The following is a 16,317-nucleotide window of genomic DNA, read 5'->3' as shown; positions in this document are numbered from 1 at the left end:
ATGGCTGAAGCCGAAAAAACTGTCCGTACGCTGACTGGCCGTGTTGTCAGCGACAAGATGGACAAGACCATCACCGTTCTGATCGAGCGTCGCGTAAAGCACCCGATCTACGGTAAATACGTTAAGCGTTCGACTAAGCTGCACGCGCACGACGAAACCAACCAGTGCCATATCGGCGACAAGGTCACGATTCGTGAAACTCGTCCGGTAGCCAAGACCAAGTCTTGGGCGTTGGTTGATATCCTCGAACGCGCTGTGGAAGTCTAAGGGCTAGGGGTCGGAGAAATTATATGATTCAGACTCAATCCATGCTCGATGTGGCCGATAACAGCGGCGCACGCCGCGTTATGTGCATCAAGGTGCTGGGTGGCTCCCATCGTCGTTACGCTGGTATCGGTGACATCATCAAAGTGACCGTCAAGGAAGCAATTCCGCGCGGTAAGGTGAAAAAAGGCCAGGTGATGACTGCAGTTGTAGTCCGCACTCGCCACGGTGTTCGTCGTGCAGACGGCTCCATCATCCGCTTTGACGGCAACGCTGCTGTTCTGTTGAACAACAAGCAAGAGCCGATCGGTACCCGTATCTTTGGGCCAGTGACCCGTGAACTTCGTACTGAGAAGTTCATGAAGATCGTCTCGCTCGCCCCTGAAGTGCTTTAAGGAGATCCGACATGCAAAAGATTCGTCGTGACGACGAGATCATCGTGATCGCCGGCAAAGACAAAGGTAAGCGCGGTAAGGTGCTCAAGGTTCTCGCTGACGACCGTCTGGTCGTTGGTGGGATCAACCTGGTGAAGCGTCATACCAAGCCAAACCCGATGTCGGGCGTACAGGGCGGTATCGTCGAGAAAGAAGCGCCACTGCACGCTTCCAACGTCGCCATTTTCAACGGCGCAACCAACAAGGCTGACCGCGTTGGTTTCAAAGTTGAAGACGGCAAGAAAATTCGTGTCTTCAAGTCGACCCAAAAAGCGGTTGATGCTTGAACACTGCTAGGTAGAAGACCATGGCACGACTAAAAGAGATTTACCGGAAGGAAATCGCTCCGAAACTTAAGGAAGAACTTAAGCTTTCGAACGTGATGGAAGTTCCGCGCGTTACCAAAATCACCCTGAACATGGGTCTGGGCGAAGCGATCGGCGACAAAAAAGTCATCGAGCACGCTGTTGCTGACCTGGAAAAGATCACCGGTCAAAAAGTCGTTGTGACTTACGCTCGGAAATCCATCGCTGGCTTTAAAGTCCGCGAAGGTTGGCCGATCGGCGTCAAAGTGACTCTGCGCCGCGATCGTATGTATGAATTCCTGGATCGTCTGCTGTCGATCTCCCTGCCTCGGGTTCGCGACTTCCGCGGCCTGAATGCCAAGTCCTTCGATGGTCGTGGTAACTACAGCATGGGCGTAAAAGAGCAGATCATTTTCCCGGAAATCGACTACGACAAGATCGATGCTCTCCGCGGTCTGGACATTACCCTGACCACCACTGCCAAGAACGATGATGAAGGCCGCGCATTGCTGCGTGCTTTCAAATTCCCGTTCCGCAACTGATTGGAGTAGGAAGATGGCCAAGAAGAGCATGAAAAACCGTGAGCTGAAGCGTCAGCTCACCGTTGCCAAGTACGCCAAGAAGCGTGCAGAGCTGAAAGCTATCATCGTTGATCTGAACGCAAGTCCAGAAGCACGTTGGGAAGCGACCGTAGCCCTGCAGAAGCAACCACGTGACGCAAGCGCTGCGCGCATGCGTAACCGTTGCCGCATCACTGGTCGTCCGCACGGCGTTTACCGCAAGTTCGGCCTTGGCCGTAACAAGCTGCGTGAAGCAGCTATGCGTGGCGACGTTCCAGGTCTGGTTAAAGCCAGCTGGTAAGGCGACACCTCTCGCGTCCTCCCGCCGGCTACGCAAGTCACCGGTCGGGATGGCGCCTGAATTTGAATCAAGCCCCTTTTGGGGCTTGATTCATTTCCGGCGTAGGACTAGAATTGCCGGCTCGCCTGAGCCCGTGTTTTTACTTGCCCGGAAGTTCTCTGCGATCAAGCTGTAGCCGCAAGGCTAATTATTTTGTTTTAGGAGCGTCTAGCCCATGAGTATGCAGGACCCGTTAGCGGACATGCTAACTCGTATCCGTAATGCCCAGATGGCTGAAAAGCCCGTCGTAAGCATGCCATCTTCCACGTTGAAGGTTGCTGTAGCAAAAGTCCTGAAGGACGAAGGCTACATTGCGGGTTATCAGATCAGCAGCGAAGTTAAATCCTTGCTGTCCATCGAGCTTAAGTACTTCGAAGGCCGTCCGGTCATCGAAGAGGTTAAGCGCGTCAGCCGCCCAGGCTTGCGTCAGTACAAGTCCTCCGATGATCTGCCGAAAGTTCGTGGCGGTCTTGGTGTGTCTATCGTCTCCACCAGTAAAGGTGTGATGACGGATCGTGCTGCGCGCGCTGCCGGTGTCGGTGGCGAAGTGCTTTGCACTGTGTTCTAAGGGGGGATAAGCATGTCACGCGTCGCTAAGAACCCCGTTAAGCTGCCATCCGGCGTCGAAGTCAAACTCGTCGGCCAGCTGCTTTCGGTGAAGGGTGCCAAGGGCACTCTAGAACTGAACATCCATTCGTCCGTTGAGATTGTTGAAGAAGCTGGTGAGCTGCGTTTCGCTGCTCGCAATGGCGATCAACAAACCCGCGCAATGGCAGGCACCACTCGTGCACTGGTAAACAACATGGTCCAAGGCGTGAGCCAAGGCTTCGAGCGCAAGCTCCAGCTGGTCGGTGTTGGTTACAAGGCGCAAGCAAAAGGCACGGTACTGAACCTTGCACTTGGCTTCTCGCACCCAGTGGACTACGAATTGCCGAATGGCATCACCGCTGAGACCCCCAGCCAGACCGATATCCTGATTCGCGGTATCGATAAGCAGTTGGTTGGTCAAGTGGCCGCTGAGATCCGCGACTTCCGCCGTCCTGAGCCTTACAAAGGCAAAGGTGTGCGTTACGCAGACGAAGTCGTCCGCCGTAAAGAAGCCAAGAAGAAGTAGGGCATAGCAAATGACCGTCAAAAAAGTTACCCGACTGCGTCGCGCTCGCAAAGCACGCCTGAAAATGCACGAGCTAGAAGTCGTGCGTCTCTGCGTGCACCGCTCTTCGCAGCACATTTATGCCCAGGTCATCTCGGCCGACGGCAGCAAAGTCCTGGCAAGCGCCTCGACTTTGGACAAAGAACTGCGTGATGGCGCCACTGGCAACATCGACGCGGCCACTAAGGTTGGCAAGCTGGTCGCCGAGCGCGCGAAAGCCGCGGGTGTATCGCAAGTCGCTTTCGACCGTTCTGGCTTCAAGTACCACGGCCGTGTCAAAGCGCTGGCTGATGCTGCTCGTGAAGGCGGGCTGGAGTTCTAAGTTATGTCAAATCACGACCAAAAACGCGACGAAGGCTACATCGAGAAGCTGGTTCAAGTTAACCGCGTGGCCAAAACCGTAAAAGGCGGCCGTATCTTCACTTTCACTGCGTTGACCGTAGTGGGTGATGGTAAAGGGCGCGTTGGCTTCGGCCGTGGCAAGTCACGTGAAGTGCCTGCTGCTATCCAGAAGGCGATGGAAGCTGCTCGTCGCAACATGATTCAGGTTGATCTGAACGGCACTACCCTGCAGTACGCAATGAAGTCTGCTCATGGCGCCTCGAAGGTGTACATGCAGCCTGCTTCTGAAGGTACCGGTATCATCGCTGGCGGCGCTATGCGCGCAGTGCTGGAAGTTGCTGGTGTCCAGAACGTATTGGCCAAGTGCTACGGTTCGACTAACCCGGTAAACGTGGTTCACGCCACTTTCAAGGGTTTGAAGGGCATGCAGTCTCCTGAGTCGATCGCTGCCAAACGTGGCAAGCGTGTTGAGGAGATCATCTGATCATGGCTACCGTTAAAGTAACGCTGATCAAAAGCATGACCGGCCGCATCCCTAATCACAGATTGTGCATTAAGGGTTTGGGTCTGCGTCGCATCGGTCACACTGTAGAAGTCCTGGATACTCCCGAAAATCGCGGGATGATCAACAAGGCTTACTACATGCTGCGAGTCGAGGGTTAATCGATGAAACTCAATGATCTGAGTCCAGCGCCGGGTTCCCGTCGCGAAAAGCATCGTCCGGGCCGTGGTATCGGTAGCGGTTTGGGCAAGACCGGTGGCCGTGGCCACAAAGGTCAAAGCTCCCGCTCCGGTGGCACTATTGCTCCGGGCTTTGAGGGCGGCCAACAGCCGCTGCATCGTCGCCTGCCAAAATTCGGTTTCGTTTCCCTGAAAGCCATGGACCGCGCAGAAGTGCGTCTGTCCGAGCTGGCTAAAGTGGAAGGCGACATCGTAACTGTGCAGTCCCTGAAAGATGCCAACGTGATTAACCAGAACGTTCAGCGTGTGAAAATCATGCTGTCGGGCGAAGTTACTCGCGCTGTCACTATCAAGGGTATCGCCGCCACCAAAGGTGCGCGTGCGGCTATCGAAGCAGCTGGCGGCAAGTTCGAGGAATAAATGGCTAAGCAAGGTGCTCTCTCTGCGCTCGGCAAAGGCGGTATGTCTGAACTCTGGGCTCGTCTGCGTTTTCTGTTCCTGGCGATTATCGTCTACCGAATAGGCGCACACATCCCGGTTCCAGGTATTAACCCTGACCGACTCGCAGAACTGTTTCGACAGAATGAGGGGACCATTCTTAGCTTGTTCAACATGTTTTCCGGTGGCGCGCTGGAACGGATGAGCATCTTTGCATTGGGGATCATGCCGTACATTTCGGCATCGATCATCATGCAGCTGATGACCGCCGTCAGCCCGCAACTGGAGCAGTTGAAGAAGGAAGGTGAAGCTGGCCGTCGCAAGATAAGCCAGTACACCCGCTATGGCACTGTTGTCCTGGCTCTTGTTCAAGCTATCGGCATGTCCGTTGGCCTGGCGAGTCAGGGCGTCGCGTTTTCTGGGGACCTGGGTTTCCACTTTGTGGCCGTAACTACCTTCGTGGCAGGTGCGATGTTCATGATGTGGCTGGGCGAGCAGATTACCGAGCGCGGTGTCGGCAACGGTATCTCGATGTTGATCTTCGCAGGTATCGTCGCTGGTCTTCCGAGAGCAATTGGGCAGTCTTTCGAGTCTGCGCGTCAGGGTGATATCAACATCTTCGCTCTGGTTGCTATCGGTTTGCTGGCGGTAGCGATCATCGGTTTCGTGGTGTTTATTGAGCGTGGTCAGCGTCGTATTGCTGTTCACTACGCCAAGCGTCAGCAGGGCCGCAAGGTCTTCGCTGCACAGACAAGCCACTTGCCGCTGAAAGTGAACATGGCTGGCGTTATTCCAGCCATCTTCGCGAGCAGCATTTTGCTGTTTCCGGCTTCGTTGGGTTCCTGGTTTGGTCAGTCTGAAGGTCTGGGCTGGTTGCAGGACATCTCGCAGTCGATCGCTCCTGGTCAGCCGTTGAATATTCTGCTGTTTAGTGCAGGGATTATTTTCTTCTGCTTCTTCTATACGGCGTTGATGTTCAATCCGAAAGACGTAGCGGAAAACCTGAAGAAGTCCGGTGCCTTTATTCCGGGTATTCGTCCAGGCGAGCAGTCGGCGCGCTATATTGATGGCGTTTTGACTCGCTTGACCATGTTCGGTGCTCTATATATGACGGCCGTGTGCCTGCTTCCCCAGTTTCTGGTGGTTGCGGCAAACGTACCGTTCTACCTTGGCGGGACCTCGTTGCTGATCGTGGTCGTGGTTGTGATGGACTTTATGTCGCAAGTGCAATCTCACCTCGTTTCGCACCAGTATGAATCCCTGATGAAGAAAGCCAACCTGAAGGGCTACGGTGGCAGCGGCGGTATGCTGCGCTGAAGCACCCCTAAGGTTCGAGGAGTTGGTGATGAAAGTTCGTGCATCGGTGAAAAAGCTGTGCCGTAACTGCAAGATTATTCGCCGCGAAGGTGTGGTTCGAGTAATTTGCAGCGCGGAACCACGTCATAAGCAGCGCCAAGGCTGATTGTGATTTGTGCTTAAGCCCAGCAGCTAGTGCGCTGCTGGGTTGATTATTTGTTACTACAGCGATATTATCTCGCGCCCTATTTCTTGGCTTCCGGGGCGTAGGTAGCTGTCAATTGGAGTCCCACTGAATGGCCCGTATTGCAGGCGTTAACATTCCAGATAACAAGCATACTGTTATCTCGCTGACCTACATCTATGGTGTTGGTCGCACCACTGCACAGAAAATTTGTGCAACCACCGGTGTAAACCCGGCGGTGAAAATCAAAGATCTGAGCGACGAGCAGATTGAACAGCTGCGTGGCGAAGTGGCGAAGTTCACCACTGAAGGTGACCTGCGTCGCGAAATCAACATGAAAATCAAGCGCTTGATGGACCTGGGCTGCTACCGCGGTCTGCGTCATCGTCGTGGTCTTCCAGTACGCGGTCAGCGTACCAAGACCAACGCGCGTACTCGCAAAGGTCCGCGTAAGCCGATCCGCAAGTAATCGCACCAGCGCAACGACAGGAATTTAGTCATGGCAAAACCTGCTGCTCGTCCTCGTAAAAAAGTTAAAAAGACAGTGGTTGATGGCATCGCCCACATCCACGCGTCGTTTAACAACACAATCGTCACCATTACCGATCGTCAAGGTAACGCTCTTTCGTGGGCTACCTCCGGCGGTTCGGGTTTCCGTGGTTCGCGCAAGTCCACTCCGTTCGCTGCTCAGGTAGCTGCTGAACGTGCTGGTCAAGCTGCGCTGGAGTACGGTCTGAAGAACCTCGACGTCAATGTCAAGGGTCCAGGCCCAGGTCGTGAATCCGCTGTCCGTGCATTGAACGGCTGTGGCTATAAGATCGCCAGCATCACCGACGTGACGCCAATCCCGCACAACGGGTGCCGTCCGCCGAAGAAGCGCCGCGTGTAATCCAGGAGACTGTAAGAAATGGCTCGTTACATTGGTCCAAAATGCAAACTTGCTCGTCGTGAAGGCACCGATCTCTTTCTGAAGAGCGGCGTTCGCGCTATCGAATCCAAGTGCAACATCGAAGCAGCTCCAGGTATCCACGGCCAACGCCGCGGTCGCCAGTCCGATTACGGTACTCAGCTGCGTGAAAAGCAAAAAGTCCGTCGTATCTACGGCGTTCTCGAGCGTCAGTTCAGCGGCTACTACAAAGAAGCCGCCGGCAAGAAAGGTGCAACAGGCGAGAACCTGCTGCAACTGCTCGAATGCCGTCTGGACAACGTTGTATACCGCATGGGCTTCGGCTCGACGCGTGCCGAATCCCGTCAATTGGTTTCGCACAAGTCGGTCAGCGTAAACGGCAAAACCGTTAACGTTCCTTCTTATCAGGTTCGTGCTGGCGACGTTGTTGCTATCCGCGAAAAAGCTAAGAATCAGCTGCGTATTGTCCAGGCTCTCGATCTGTGTGCCCAACGTGGCCGCGTAGAATGGGTAGAAGTAGACACTGAGAAGAAATCGGGCGTTTTCAAGAACGTTCCAGCTCGCAGTGATCTATCCGCCGACATCAACGAAAGCCTGATTGTCGAGCTCTACTCCAAGTAAGGGCTAGAAAATAGGTGCATCCATGCAGATTTCGGTAAATGAGTTCCTGACACCCCGCCATATTGATGTGCAGGTTGTCAGTCCAACCCGCGCCAAGATCACTCTCGAGCCTCTCGAGCGTGGTTTCGGCCATACCCTGGGCAACGCGCTTCGCCGCATTTTGTTGTCCTCCATGCCCGGCTGTGCAGTAGTCGAGGCCGAGATTGACGGTGTACTCCATGAGTACAGCGCCATCGAAGGTGTACAGGAAGACGTCATTGAAATCCTGTTGAACCTTAAAGGTCTGGCTATCAAGCTGCACGGTCGAGACGAAGTTACGCTGACCTTGTCGAAGAAGGGTTCGGGGGTGGTTACCGCTGCCGATATTCAGCTGGATCATGATGTCGAGATCGTTAACCCCGATCACGTAATCGCTAACCTGGCGTCTAACGGCGTCTTGAACATGAAGCTCACCGTAGCTCGTGGTCGTGGTTATGAGCCGGCAGACTCGCGTCAAAGCGATGAAGACGAAAGCCGCAGCATTGGTCGCTTGCAGCTTGACTCTTCGTTCAGCCCGGTTCGCCGTATCGCATACGTGGTGGAAAACGCCCGTGTCGAGCAGCGTACTAACCTGGACAAGCTGGTTATTGATCTGGAAACCAACGGTACTCTGGACCCTGAAGAGGCTATCCGTCGCGCTGCAACCATCCTGCAACAGCAGTTGGCTGCGTTCGTGGACCTCAAAGGCGACAGCGAACCAGTGGTAATCGAACAGGAAGACGAGATCGATCCGATCCTGCTTCGTCCGGTTGACGATTTGGAACTGACCGTGCGTTCGGCCAACTGCCTTAAGGCGGAGAACATCTATTACATCGGCGATCTGATTCAGCGCACCGAAGTAGAGCTGTTGAAGACTCCGAACCTGGGCAAGAAATCCTTGACCGAGATCAAGGACGTTCTGGCTTCTCGTGGTCTCTCCCTCGGCATGCGCCTCGACAACTGGCCGCCGGCAAGTCTTAAGAAGGACGACAAGGCTACGGCCTGATCGTCGTAATCACCGAACGCGAGTTTGGTAAGGAATAAACCATGCGTCATCGTAAAAGTGGACGTCACCTGAGCCGTACCAGCTCTCACCGCAAAGCCATGTTTCAAAACATGGCGGTGTCGCTGTTCGAGCACGAGCTGATCAAAACTACCCTGCCGAAAGCCAAGGAACTGCGTCGCGTTGCCGAGCCGCTGATCACCCTGGCCAAGGAAGACAGCGTTGCTAACCGTCGTCTGGCTTTCGACCGTACTCGTTCGAAAGAAATCGTCGGCAAGCTGTTCAACGATCTGGGCAAGCGCTATGCAACCCGTCAGGGCGGCTACCTGCGTATCCTCAAGTGCGGTTTCCGCGCTGGCGACAACGCGCCAATGGCGTACGTCGAGTTGGTTGATCGTCCTGTCGGTGGCTCTGTAGAAGCCGCTGAATAAGACATCAGTTTGAACAAGAGACCGGGCCTTGCGCCCGGTTTTTTGTTGTCTGGGATTAAGAAAACCTATCGATAGTCATGGTTTAATGAATTCGACGCTGCAATAGTTTTCCACAATACTTCCTCTCAAGCCAATTAACCGGCTATACACGCCAGAGGAAGACTTACATGAGCCAGAAGACCCTTACGACTGCCAGCGGTGCCCCAGTCGCCGACAACCAGAATTCCCGCTCGGCAGGCCCGCGTGGTCCTTTACTGCTCGACGATTTCCACCTGATCGAAAAGCTTGCTCATTTCAACCGCGAGAATATCCCGGAGCGTCGTGTACACGCCAAAGGATCGGGTGCTCATGGCACGTTCACCGTTACCCGTGATATCAGCCGATACAGCAGCGCCAAGCTGTTCGATACGATCGGCAAGCAGACCCCGATTTTTCTGCGTTTCTCCACTGTAGGTGGTGAGCGTGGTTCGGCTGATACCGAACGTGACCCGCGTGGCTTTGCAATCAAGTTTTATACCGAGGAAGGTAACTGGGACATCGTGGGTAACAACACGCCAGTGTTCTTTATCCGTGACCCGCTGAAATTTCCTGACTTCATCCACACCCAGAAACGTCTTCCGCAAACCAACCTGAAAAGTCCGCAAATGATGTGGGATTTCTGGTCGCACTCGCCTGAGGCGCTGCACCAGATCACTATCCTGTTCTCGGATCGAGGCATCCCGGACGGCTATCGTCACATGCACGGTTTTGGTAGCCATACGTACAGCCTGATCAGCGCTGCAGGTGAGCGTCATTGGGTGAAGTGGCACTACAAGACCCTGCAGGGCATCAAGAACCTCACGCCAGCCGAGGCCTCGCGCATTGCGGGTACTGATCCCGATTACGCCCAGCGCGATCTGTTCACTGCCATAGAGAGGGGCGACTTCCCCAAGTGGCAGGTTTGCATTCAACTGATGAGCGAAGCCCAGGCTGCGAACCACCACGAGAACCCGTTCGATGTGACCAAGACCTGGTCGCAGAAAGAATATCCGCTGATTGAAGTCGGTGAACTGGAGCTGAACCGTAACCCGCTCAACTACTTTGCCGAGGTTGAGCAAGCAGCGTTTGGTCCCAGCAACATGGTGCCCGGTGTTGGTTTGTCACCGGACCGCATGTTACAAGGACGCGTGTTTGCGTACGCTGATGCACATCGTTATCGCGTAGGTACCAATCACCAGCAATTGCCGATCAATGCACCGAGGAACCCAGTGCATAGCTACCAGCGCGACGGGTCGATGGCCTTCGGTACCAATGGCGGGGCGGCTCCGAACTATGAGCCAAACAGCTATTCGGATGCACCGAAAGAAGATCCACGCTATGCAGAACCTGCGCTGGCTTTGAGCGGTGTCGCAGGTCGTCATGATCATCGTGTGGATGGCGATTACTACAGTCAGGCGGGCAAGTTGTTCAACCTGATGAGCGCTGATCAAAAAGCGCTGCTGATCAGTAACATTGCCGGCGCGATGGGGGGTGTTTCCAGTGACATCGTGCAGCGTCAGTTGCAGCATTTCTACAAGGCTGACCCTGCCTACGGGGAAGGCATTGCCAGCGCTCTGGGTATAAAACTGGGCTGAGTCGAAGTGAGAAACAGAACCGCCCTCATTTGGGCGGTTTTTCGCTTCTTAACGGCGTAGTTTCGCCACTTTTCGTCGGTTTATTGCGTTTTTCTCAGTGACCTCGCGCGGCGCTTGGTTCAAACTATCGGCTTTGAAGCAGGAGTCTGGTGCGATGCAAGGCCACCCCGAAGTAATCGATTATCTCAACACGTTGCTCACGGGCGAACTGGCAGCTCGTGACCAATATTTCGTTCACTCTCGCATGTACGAAGACTGGGGCTTTTCGAAGCTCTATGAGCGTATCAACCACGAGATGGAAGAAGAGGCGCAACACGCTGATGCGCTGATGCGCCGTATCCTGATGCTTGAAGGCACGCCACGCATGCGTCCGGATGATCTGGACGTCGGCACCACAGTGCCTGAGATGCTCGCCAGCGATCTGCGTCTGGAATACAAGGTTCGTGCTGCGCTGTGCAAGGGGATTGAGCTCTGTGAGCTGCACGGTGACTACGTGACCCGTGAAATCCTGCGTGTGCAATTGGCTGATACGGAAGAAGACCACACTTATTGGCTTGAACAGCAAATGGGCTTGATCAAGTCCATCGGCCTGCAGAACTACCTGCAATCGCAGTTCTGATTCGGCACCCATAAAAAAAGCTCCTGCACTTGCGTGACAGGAGCTTTTTTGTATCCGGGTCTGACTGAAGCCAGACCCGTTTCGCGGCGCCGGTTAAGCCCTGTCTCTGATCAACAGAGGCTTCAGGTAATGCCCGGTGTACGACTGCTCCATCTCGGCGACCTGTTCAGGTGTGCCGGTCGCAATGATCTGCCCACCTCTCGAACCGCCTTCCGGCCCCAGGTCCACCAGCCAGTCGGCCGTCTTGATGACATCCAGGTTGTGCTCGATCACCACCACCGTGTTGCCGTGGTCGCGTAAGCGATGCAATACATCCAGCAACTGCTGAATATCCGCAAAGTGCAGGCCCGTGGTCGGCTCGTCGAGGATGTACAGCGTTTTGCCAGTGTCGCGCTTGGACAGCTCACGCGACAGCTTGACCCGTTGCGCCTCACCGCCTGACAGTGTTGTCGCCGATTGCCCCAGCTTGATATAGGAAAGTCCTACATCCATCAGGGTTTGCAGCTTGCGCGCCAGTGCGGGAACGGCGTCGAAGAACTCACGCGCTTCCTCGATGGTCATCTCAAGTACTTCGTGGACGTTCTTGCCCTTGTACTTGATCTCAAGCGTTTCACGGTTGTAACGCTTGCTCTTGCACACATCGCAGGGCACGTAGATATCCGGCAGAAAGTGCATCTCGACCTTGATCAGCCCGTCGCCCTGGCACGCTTCGCAGCGTCCGCCCTTGACGTTGAACGAGAACCGGCCCGGACCGTAACCCCGTGAGCGCGATTCAGGTACACCGGCAAACAGTTCACGAATCGGCGTGAACAGCCCGGTATAGGTCGCCGGGTTGGAGCGCGGCGTACGACCAATAGGGCTCTGGTCAATGTCGACGACCTTGTCCAGATGCTGCAGGCCATTGATGCTGTCGTGCGCGGCCGCCTCAAGCGTCGTGGCACCGTTCAGCGCCGTGGCGCTCAGCGGAAACAGTGTGTTGTTGATCAGCGTCGACTTGCCCGACCCGGAAACACCCGTCACGCAGGTCAGCAGACCAATCGGAATATCGAGATTGACGTCCTGCAGGTTGTTGCCACGCGCACCTTTGAGCGTCAGCGACAGCTTCTTGTTACGCGGCGTGCGCTTGGCGGGTACAGCAATCTTCACACGGCCCGACAGGTACTTGCCGGTCAGTGAGTCAGGATGCGACATCACTTCGTCCGGCGTACCTTCGGCAACGATATGCCCACCATGCACACCCGCGCCCGGGCCAATGTCGACCACGTAGTCGGCCAAGCGAATCGCATCTTCATCGTGCTCCACCACAATCACGGTGTTGCCTATGTCGCGCAGGTGCTTGAGCGTGCCCAGCAAACGATCGTTATCGCGCTGGTGCAGGCCAATGGACGGCTCATCGAGGATGTACATCACCCCGACCAGACCCGCACCGATCTGGCTGGCCAGGCGGATACGCTGAGCCTCACCGCCGGACAGAGTGTCCGCGCTGCGATCCAGTGTCAGGTAATCCAGCCCGACATTGACCAGAAACTGCAGACGCTCACGGATTTCCTTGAGAATCTTGTCGGCAATTTCGCCGCGCCGTCCGGTCAGCTTGAGCGTTTCGAAGTAATGCGTGGCATCGCCAATCGGCAGATTGGTCACCGCAGGCAAAGTCTTTTCACCTACCCACACATGGCGCGCCTCACGACGCAAGCGGGTGCCTCGGCAATCGGGGCAGGGCTGCGTGCCCAGAAACTTGGCCAGCTCTTCACGCACGGTCGCTGATTCGGTTTCCCGGTAGCGACGTTCCAGATTCGGCACGATGCCTTCGAACGGGTGCGCGCGCTTGACGATATCGCCGCGGTCGTTCAGATAGCGGAAGTCGACACTCTGCGAGCCGCTGCCGTTGAGCAGAATTTTCTGCATGTCGGCCGGGATTTCTTTGAACGGCACTTCCAGACTGAAACCGTAGTGCTTGGATAGCGACCCCAGCATCTGGAAGTAATAGACGTTACGCCTGTCCCAGCCTCGTATCGCGCCTTCGGCAAGCGTCAACTCGGCATTTACCAGTCGCTTGATATCAAAGAACTGCTTTACGCCCAGACCATCGCAGGTCGGGCATGCGCCGGCCGGGTTGTTGAAGGAGAACAGCTTCGGTTCCAGCTCGCTGATCGCATGGCCACAGATCGGGCAGGCGAAGCGGGCGGAGAAGATCACTTCCTCGCCCGGCTCGTCGTCCATTGGCGCAACCAGGGCGATACCGTCGGCCAGCTTCAGGGCGGTCTCAAAGGACTCGGCCAAACGCTGCTGCAGATCGGCGCGGACCTTGAAACGGTCCACGACTACATCAATCGAGTGCTTCTTCTGCTTGTCCAGCTTCGGCAGCTCATCCAGCTCGCACAGCTTGCCGTTGACCCGCGCGCGGACAAAACCTTGCGCGCGCAGCTCTTCAAAGACCGAGAGATGCTCACCCTTGCGCTCACGGATAACCGGCGCAAGCAGCATCAACTTGCTGCCTTCGGGCTGGGTCAACACGAGATCGACCATCTGGCTGACGGTCTGCGCTTCCAGCGGGATATCGTGGTCCGGGCAGCGAGGCTGTCCGACTCGTGCGTATAAAAGACGCAGGTAGTCGTAAATCTCGGTGATTGTCCCCACGGTCGAGCGCGGGTTGTGAGACGTAGACTTCTGCTCGATGGAAATCGCTGGCGACAGACCTTCGATCGTGTCGACGTCCGGTTTTTCCATCATCGACAGGAACTGGCGGGCATAGGCCGACAGCGATTCGACATAGCGGCGTTGCCCTTCGGCGTACAGCGTATCGAAAGCCAGCGAAGACTTGCCTGAACCGGAGAGTCCGGTGATAACGATCAGTTTGTCGCGGGGAAGTGTCAGGTCAATATTTTTCAGGTTGTGGGTTCGTGCCCCACGTATCAGGATCTTGTCCACTGCGGCCTCGCTTGGCGGGCATAAACGACGGAGTATAAGGCTCCGAGCCATTACGCGGCAAAGCGTCGCGTATGTGCTGTACAACGATGGGACTGGTAGAATCGCCGCCGGTTCACACGAGGTTATTCCATGCACGATACCCACAGCGAGCGTATGAGTAGCGGCGAGACCCGCGCAGCAGGCGGTCTGGCCCTGGTGTTCGCGTTCCGCATGCTTGGCATGTTCATGGTTTTGCCGGTTCTGGCAACCTACGGCATGGACCTGGCGGGCGCGAGCCCTGCACTGATCGGTCTGGCGATTGGCGCTTATGGCCTGACCCAGGCTGTGCTGCAGATTCCGTTCGGGATCATTTCCGACCGTATCGGACGGCGACCGGTTATTTATCTCGGCCTGATCATTTTTGCGATTGGCAGCGTGGTGGCGGCAAATGCCGATTCGATCTGGGGAATCATCGCCGGGCGCATCCTGCAGGGTGCTGGCGCGATTTCCGCAGCGGTCATGGCCTTGCTCTCTGACCTGACCCGCGAACAGCATCGCACCAAGGCCATGGCCATGATAGGCATGACCATCGGTCTGTCGTTCGCCATCGCCATGGTGGTCGGCCCAGTGATCACCGGTATGTTCGGTCTTTCGGGATTGTTCCTGGCCACAGGCGGTATGGCCTTGCTGGGGCTTCTGATCGTCGCGTTTGTGGTGCCCAAGGCCAATGGCCCGTTGATGCACCGCGAATCCGGCGTTGCCAGACAGGCCCTTGGGGCAACTTTGCGTCATCCCGACCTGCTACGCCTGGATTTGGGTATCTTCGTGTTGCATGCGATGCTCATGTCCAGCTTCGTGGCCTTGCCGCTGGCGCTGGTCGAAAAAGCCGGTTTGCCCAAGGAACAACACTGGTGGGTCTACCTGACCGCCTTGCTGGTTTCCTTCTTCGCGATGATCCCGTTCATCATCTATGGCGAGAAGAAACGTCAAATGAAGCGCGTTCTGCTGGGCGCCGTCACAGTTTTGATGCTGGCTGAGCTATTCTTCTGGGCCTACGGGGACACGTTGCGGGCACTGGTCATCGGGACAGTGGTATTCTTCACTGCGTTCAACCTGCTGGAAGCGTCGTTGCCGTCGCTGATCAGCAAGGTTTCACCGGCCGGCGGAAAAGGCACGGCAATGGGAGTTTATTCCACCAGCCAGTTTCTTGGTTCGGCCGCAGGTGGGATACTGGGCGGCTGGTTGTTCCAGCACGGTGGGCTCGATGTGGTGTTCCTGGGTGGTGCAGCCATGGCCGCCGTCTGGCTCGCCTTCGCAGTGACCATGCGAGAACCGCCTTACGTGACCAGCCTACGTCTGCCGTTGTCGCCGCAGGCGCAGCGTGAAGCAGGCCTGGCAGAGCGTTTGATGTCCGTAGCAGGCGTGACAGATGCAGTGGTGGTTGCTGAAGAGGCGGCCATCTACATAAAACTCGACACAAAATTATTGGATCGCGCCTCTCTCGAAAAGCTGGTCAATCCAGCGTCAGAAGCGTGCGAAGCCTAGGAGAACGTTATGGCCCGTGGGGTTAACAAAGTCATATTGGTCGGTACATGCGGCCAGGATCCCGAAGTTCGCTACTTGCCTAACGGTAACGCCGTGACCAACCTGAGTCTGGCAACCAGCGAACAATGGACTGACAAGCAGAGCGGTCAGAAAGTCGAAAAGACCGAATGGCACCGCGTATCGATGTTCGGCAAGGTCGCCGAAATCGCTGGCGAATACCTGCGCAAGGGTTCGCAGGTGTACATCGAAGGCAAGCTGCAGACCCGCGAATGGGAAAAAGACGGTATCAAGCGCTACACCACTGAAATCGTTGTCGACATGCAGGGCACCATGCAACTGCTGGGCGGCCGTCCTCAGGGCGACTCCCAACAAGGTCAGGGCGGTGGCAACTACAACCAGTCCGCACCGCGTCCACAGCAGTCGCGCCCACAGCAATCGGCGCCGCAGCAGTCCGCACCTCAGCAAAACTACAACCAGCAGCCGCCACAACGCGACTCGCGCCCGGCGCCGCAACAACAAGCGCCGCAGCCAGCTGCTGATTTCGATAGCTTTGATGATGATATTCCGTTCTAGCACATCGCTGGAACCTGCTGTTCAGGTCCAGAGCCGGAGCCCCCGTTTATCGGGGGCTTCGTCGTTTTCAGGCGTCAGAAAGC

Annotated in this window: 23 protein-coding genes; 22 read left to right on the top strand and 1 reads right to left on the bottom strand. The window is 56.0% G+C overall.

Features of this window, described 5'->3' with window-relative positions:
* The 20 genes from rpsQ (at nucleotide 1) to bfr (ending at nucleotide 11,209) form a co-directional block, all read left to right on the top strand.
* Nucleotides 1-267, top strand: a complete 267-nt coding sequence (gene rpsQ / locus KP808_RS22570) for a 30S ribosomal protein S17 (protein WP_002555480.1) — start codon at nucleotides 1-3, stop codon at nucleotides 265-267.
* A 23-nt stretch (nucleotides 268-290) separates the two neighbouring features.
* A complete protein-coding gene (rplN, locus tag KP808_RS22565; RefSeq protein ID WP_002555479.1) occupies nucleotides 291-659 on the top strand; it encodes a 50S ribosomal protein L14 in 369 nt (122 codons plus the stop codon).
* A gap of 11 nt (nucleotides 660-670) precedes the next feature.
* Nucleotides 671-985, top strand: coding sequence for a 50S ribosomal protein L24 (gene rplX / locus KP808_RS22560; protein ID WP_002555478.1), 315 nt, complete (start codon nucleotides 671-673; stop codon nucleotides 983-985).
* A 20-nt stretch (nucleotides 986-1,005) separates the two neighbouring features.
* Nucleotides 1,006-1,545 carry a 50S ribosomal protein L5 gene (rplE, locus tag KP808_RS22555; protein WP_002555477.1) on the top strand — a complete coding sequence of 180 codons (540 nt, stop codon included), beginning with the start codon at nucleotides 1,006-1,008 and terminating at the stop codon, nucleotides 1,543-1,545.
* A gap of 13 nt (nucleotides 1,546-1,558) precedes the next feature.
* The gene (gene rpsN / locus KP808_RS22550; protein WP_002555476.1) at nucleotides 1,559-1,864 is read left to right on the top strand and encodes a 30S ribosomal protein S14; all 306 of its coding nucleotides are present in this window, start codon (nucleotides 1,559-1,561) and stop codon (nucleotides 1,862-1,864) included.
* A gap of 214 nt (nucleotides 1,865-2,078) precedes the next feature.
* The gene (rpsH, locus tag KP808_RS22545; RefSeq protein ID WP_058402689.1) at nucleotides 2,079-2,471 is read left to right on the top strand and encodes a 30S ribosomal protein S8; all 393 of its coding nucleotides are present in this window, start codon (nucleotides 2,079-2,081) and stop codon (nucleotides 2,469-2,471) included.
* A 12-nt stretch (nucleotides 2,472-2,483) separates the two neighbouring features.
* Nucleotides 2,484-3,017 carry a 50S ribosomal protein L6 gene (rplF, locus tag KP808_RS22540; RefSeq protein ID WP_002555474.1) on the top strand — a complete coding sequence of 178 codons (534 nt, stop codon included), beginning with the start codon at nucleotides 2,484-2,486 and terminating at the stop codon, nucleotides 3,015-3,017.
* A 10-nt stretch (nucleotides 3,018-3,027) separates the two neighbouring features.
* Entirely contained in the window at nucleotides 3,028-3,378 is a 351-nt protein-coding gene (rplR, locus tag KP808_RS22535; protein ID WP_002555473.1) for a 50S ribosomal protein L18, read from the top strand.
* A gap of 3 nt (nucleotides 3,379-3,381) precedes the next feature.
* A complete protein-coding gene (gene rpsE, locus KP808_RS22530) occupies nucleotides 3,382-3,882 on the top strand; it encodes a 30S ribosomal protein S5 (RefSeq protein ID WP_003317099.1) in 501 nt (166 codons plus the stop codon).
* Nucleotides 3,883-3,884: 2 nt separating this feature from the next.
* Nucleotides 3,885-4,061, top strand: a complete 177-nt coding sequence (gene rpmD, locus KP808_RS22525; RefSeq protein ID WP_002555471.1) for a 50S ribosomal protein L30 — start codon at nucleotides 3,885-3,887, stop codon at nucleotides 4,059-4,061.
* A gap of 3 nt (nucleotides 4,062-4,064) precedes the next feature.
* The gene (rplO, locus tag KP808_RS22520; RefSeq protein WP_002555470.1) at nucleotides 4,065-4,499 is read left to right on the top strand and encodes a 50S ribosomal protein L15; all 435 of its coding nucleotides are present in this window, start codon (nucleotides 4,065-4,067) and stop codon (nucleotides 4,497-4,499) included.
* Nucleotides 4,500-5,834, top strand: a complete 1,335-nt coding sequence (gene secY, locus KP808_RS22515) for a preprotein translocase subunit SecY (RefSeq protein WP_002555469.1) — start codon at nucleotides 4,500-4,502, stop codon at nucleotides 5,832-5,834.
* Nucleotides 5,835-5,862: 28 nt separating this feature from the next.
* The gene (rpmJ, locus tag KP808_RS22510) at nucleotides 5,863-5,979 is read left to right on the top strand and encodes a 50S ribosomal protein L36 (RefSeq protein ID WP_002555468.1); all 117 of its coding nucleotides are present in this window, start codon (nucleotides 5,863-5,865) and stop codon (nucleotides 5,977-5,979) included.
* Between the two features lie 130 nt (nucleotides 5,980-6,109).
* A complete protein-coding gene (gene rpsM / locus KP808_RS22505) occupies nucleotides 6,110-6,466 on the top strand; it encodes a 30S ribosomal protein S13 (RefSeq protein WP_002555467.1) in 357 nt (118 codons plus the stop codon).
* Between the two features lie 30 nt (nucleotides 6,467-6,496).
* Complete coding sequence (gene rpsK, locus KP808_RS22500; RefSeq protein WP_002555466.1) at nucleotides 6,497-6,886, top strand: 30S ribosomal protein S11; 390 nt, start codon at nucleotides 6,497-6,499, stop codon at nucleotides 6,884-6,886.
* Between the two features lie 18 nt (nucleotides 6,887-6,904).
* Nucleotides 6,905-7,525, top strand: coding sequence for a 30S ribosomal protein S4 (gene rpsD, locus KP808_RS22495; protein ID WP_002555465.1), 621 nt, complete (start codon nucleotides 6,905-6,907; stop codon nucleotides 7,523-7,525).
* A gap of 22 nt (nucleotides 7,526-7,547) precedes the next feature.
* Nucleotides 7,548-8,549 carry a DNA-directed RNA polymerase subunit alpha gene (locus KP808_RS22490; RefSeq protein WP_002555464.1) on the top strand — a complete coding sequence of 334 codons (1,002 nt, stop codon included), beginning with the start codon at nucleotides 7,548-7,550 and terminating at the stop codon, nucleotides 8,547-8,549.
* A gap of 41 nt (nucleotides 8,550-8,590) precedes the next feature.
* Complete coding sequence (gene rplQ, locus KP808_RS22485; protein ID WP_002555463.1) at nucleotides 8,591-8,977, top strand: 50S ribosomal protein L17; 387 nt, start codon at nucleotides 8,591-8,593, stop codon at nucleotides 8,975-8,977.
* 167 nt (nucleotides 8,978-9,144) lie between these two features.
* Nucleotides 9,145-10,590, top strand: coding sequence for a catalase (locus tag KP808_RS22480; RefSeq protein WP_219170344.1), 1,446 nt, complete (start codon nucleotides 9,145-9,147; stop codon nucleotides 10,588-10,590).
* A gap of 154 nt (nucleotides 10,591-10,744) precedes the next feature.
* Nucleotides 10,745-11,209, top strand: a complete 465-nt coding sequence (bfr, locus tag KP808_RS22475) for a bacterioferritin (protein WP_002555461.1) — start codon at nucleotides 10,745-10,747, stop codon at nucleotides 11,207-11,209.
* Nucleotides 11,210-11,302: 93 nt separating this feature from the next.
* Here bfr and uvrA read toward each other — a convergent pair whose 3' ends face one another.
* Nucleotides 11,303-14,137: an excinuclease ABC subunit UvrA gene (gene uvrA, locus KP808_RS22470; RefSeq protein WP_230016937.1), complete on the bottom strand. Its 2,835-nt coding sequence runs from the start codon at nucleotides 14,135-14,137 to the stop codon at nucleotides 11,303-11,305.
* A 129-nt stretch (nucleotides 14,138-14,266) separates the two neighbouring features.
* On the opposite strand from uvrA, the gene KP808_RS22465 reads away from it, so the two are divergent.
* Together KP808_RS22465 and KP808_RS22460 are read left to right on the top strand one after the other, a co-directional pair.
* Entirely contained in the window at nucleotides 14,267-15,661 is a 1,395-nt protein-coding gene (locus KP808_RS22465; RefSeq protein WP_058402686.1) for an MFS transporter, read from the top strand.
* Nucleotides 15,662-15,670: 9 nt separating this feature from the next.
* On the top strand, nucleotides 15,671-16,234 hold the full coding sequence (locus KP808_RS22460) for a single-stranded DNA-binding protein (protein WP_002555458.1): 564 nt from the start codon (nucleotides 15,671-15,673) through the stop codon (nucleotides 16,232-16,234).
* Nucleotides 16,235-16,317 lie beyond the last annotated feature (83 nt).

This window comes from Pseudomonas savastanoi, assembly GCF_020917325.1.
Taxonomy (GTDB): domain Bacteria; phylum Pseudomonadota; class Gammaproteobacteria; order Pseudomonadales; family Pseudomonadaceae; genus Aquipseudomonas; species Aquipseudomonas amygdali.
The sequence above is the reverse complement of the archived record's forward strand: the minus strand, read 5'-3'. Positions and strand labels throughout refer to the sequence as shown.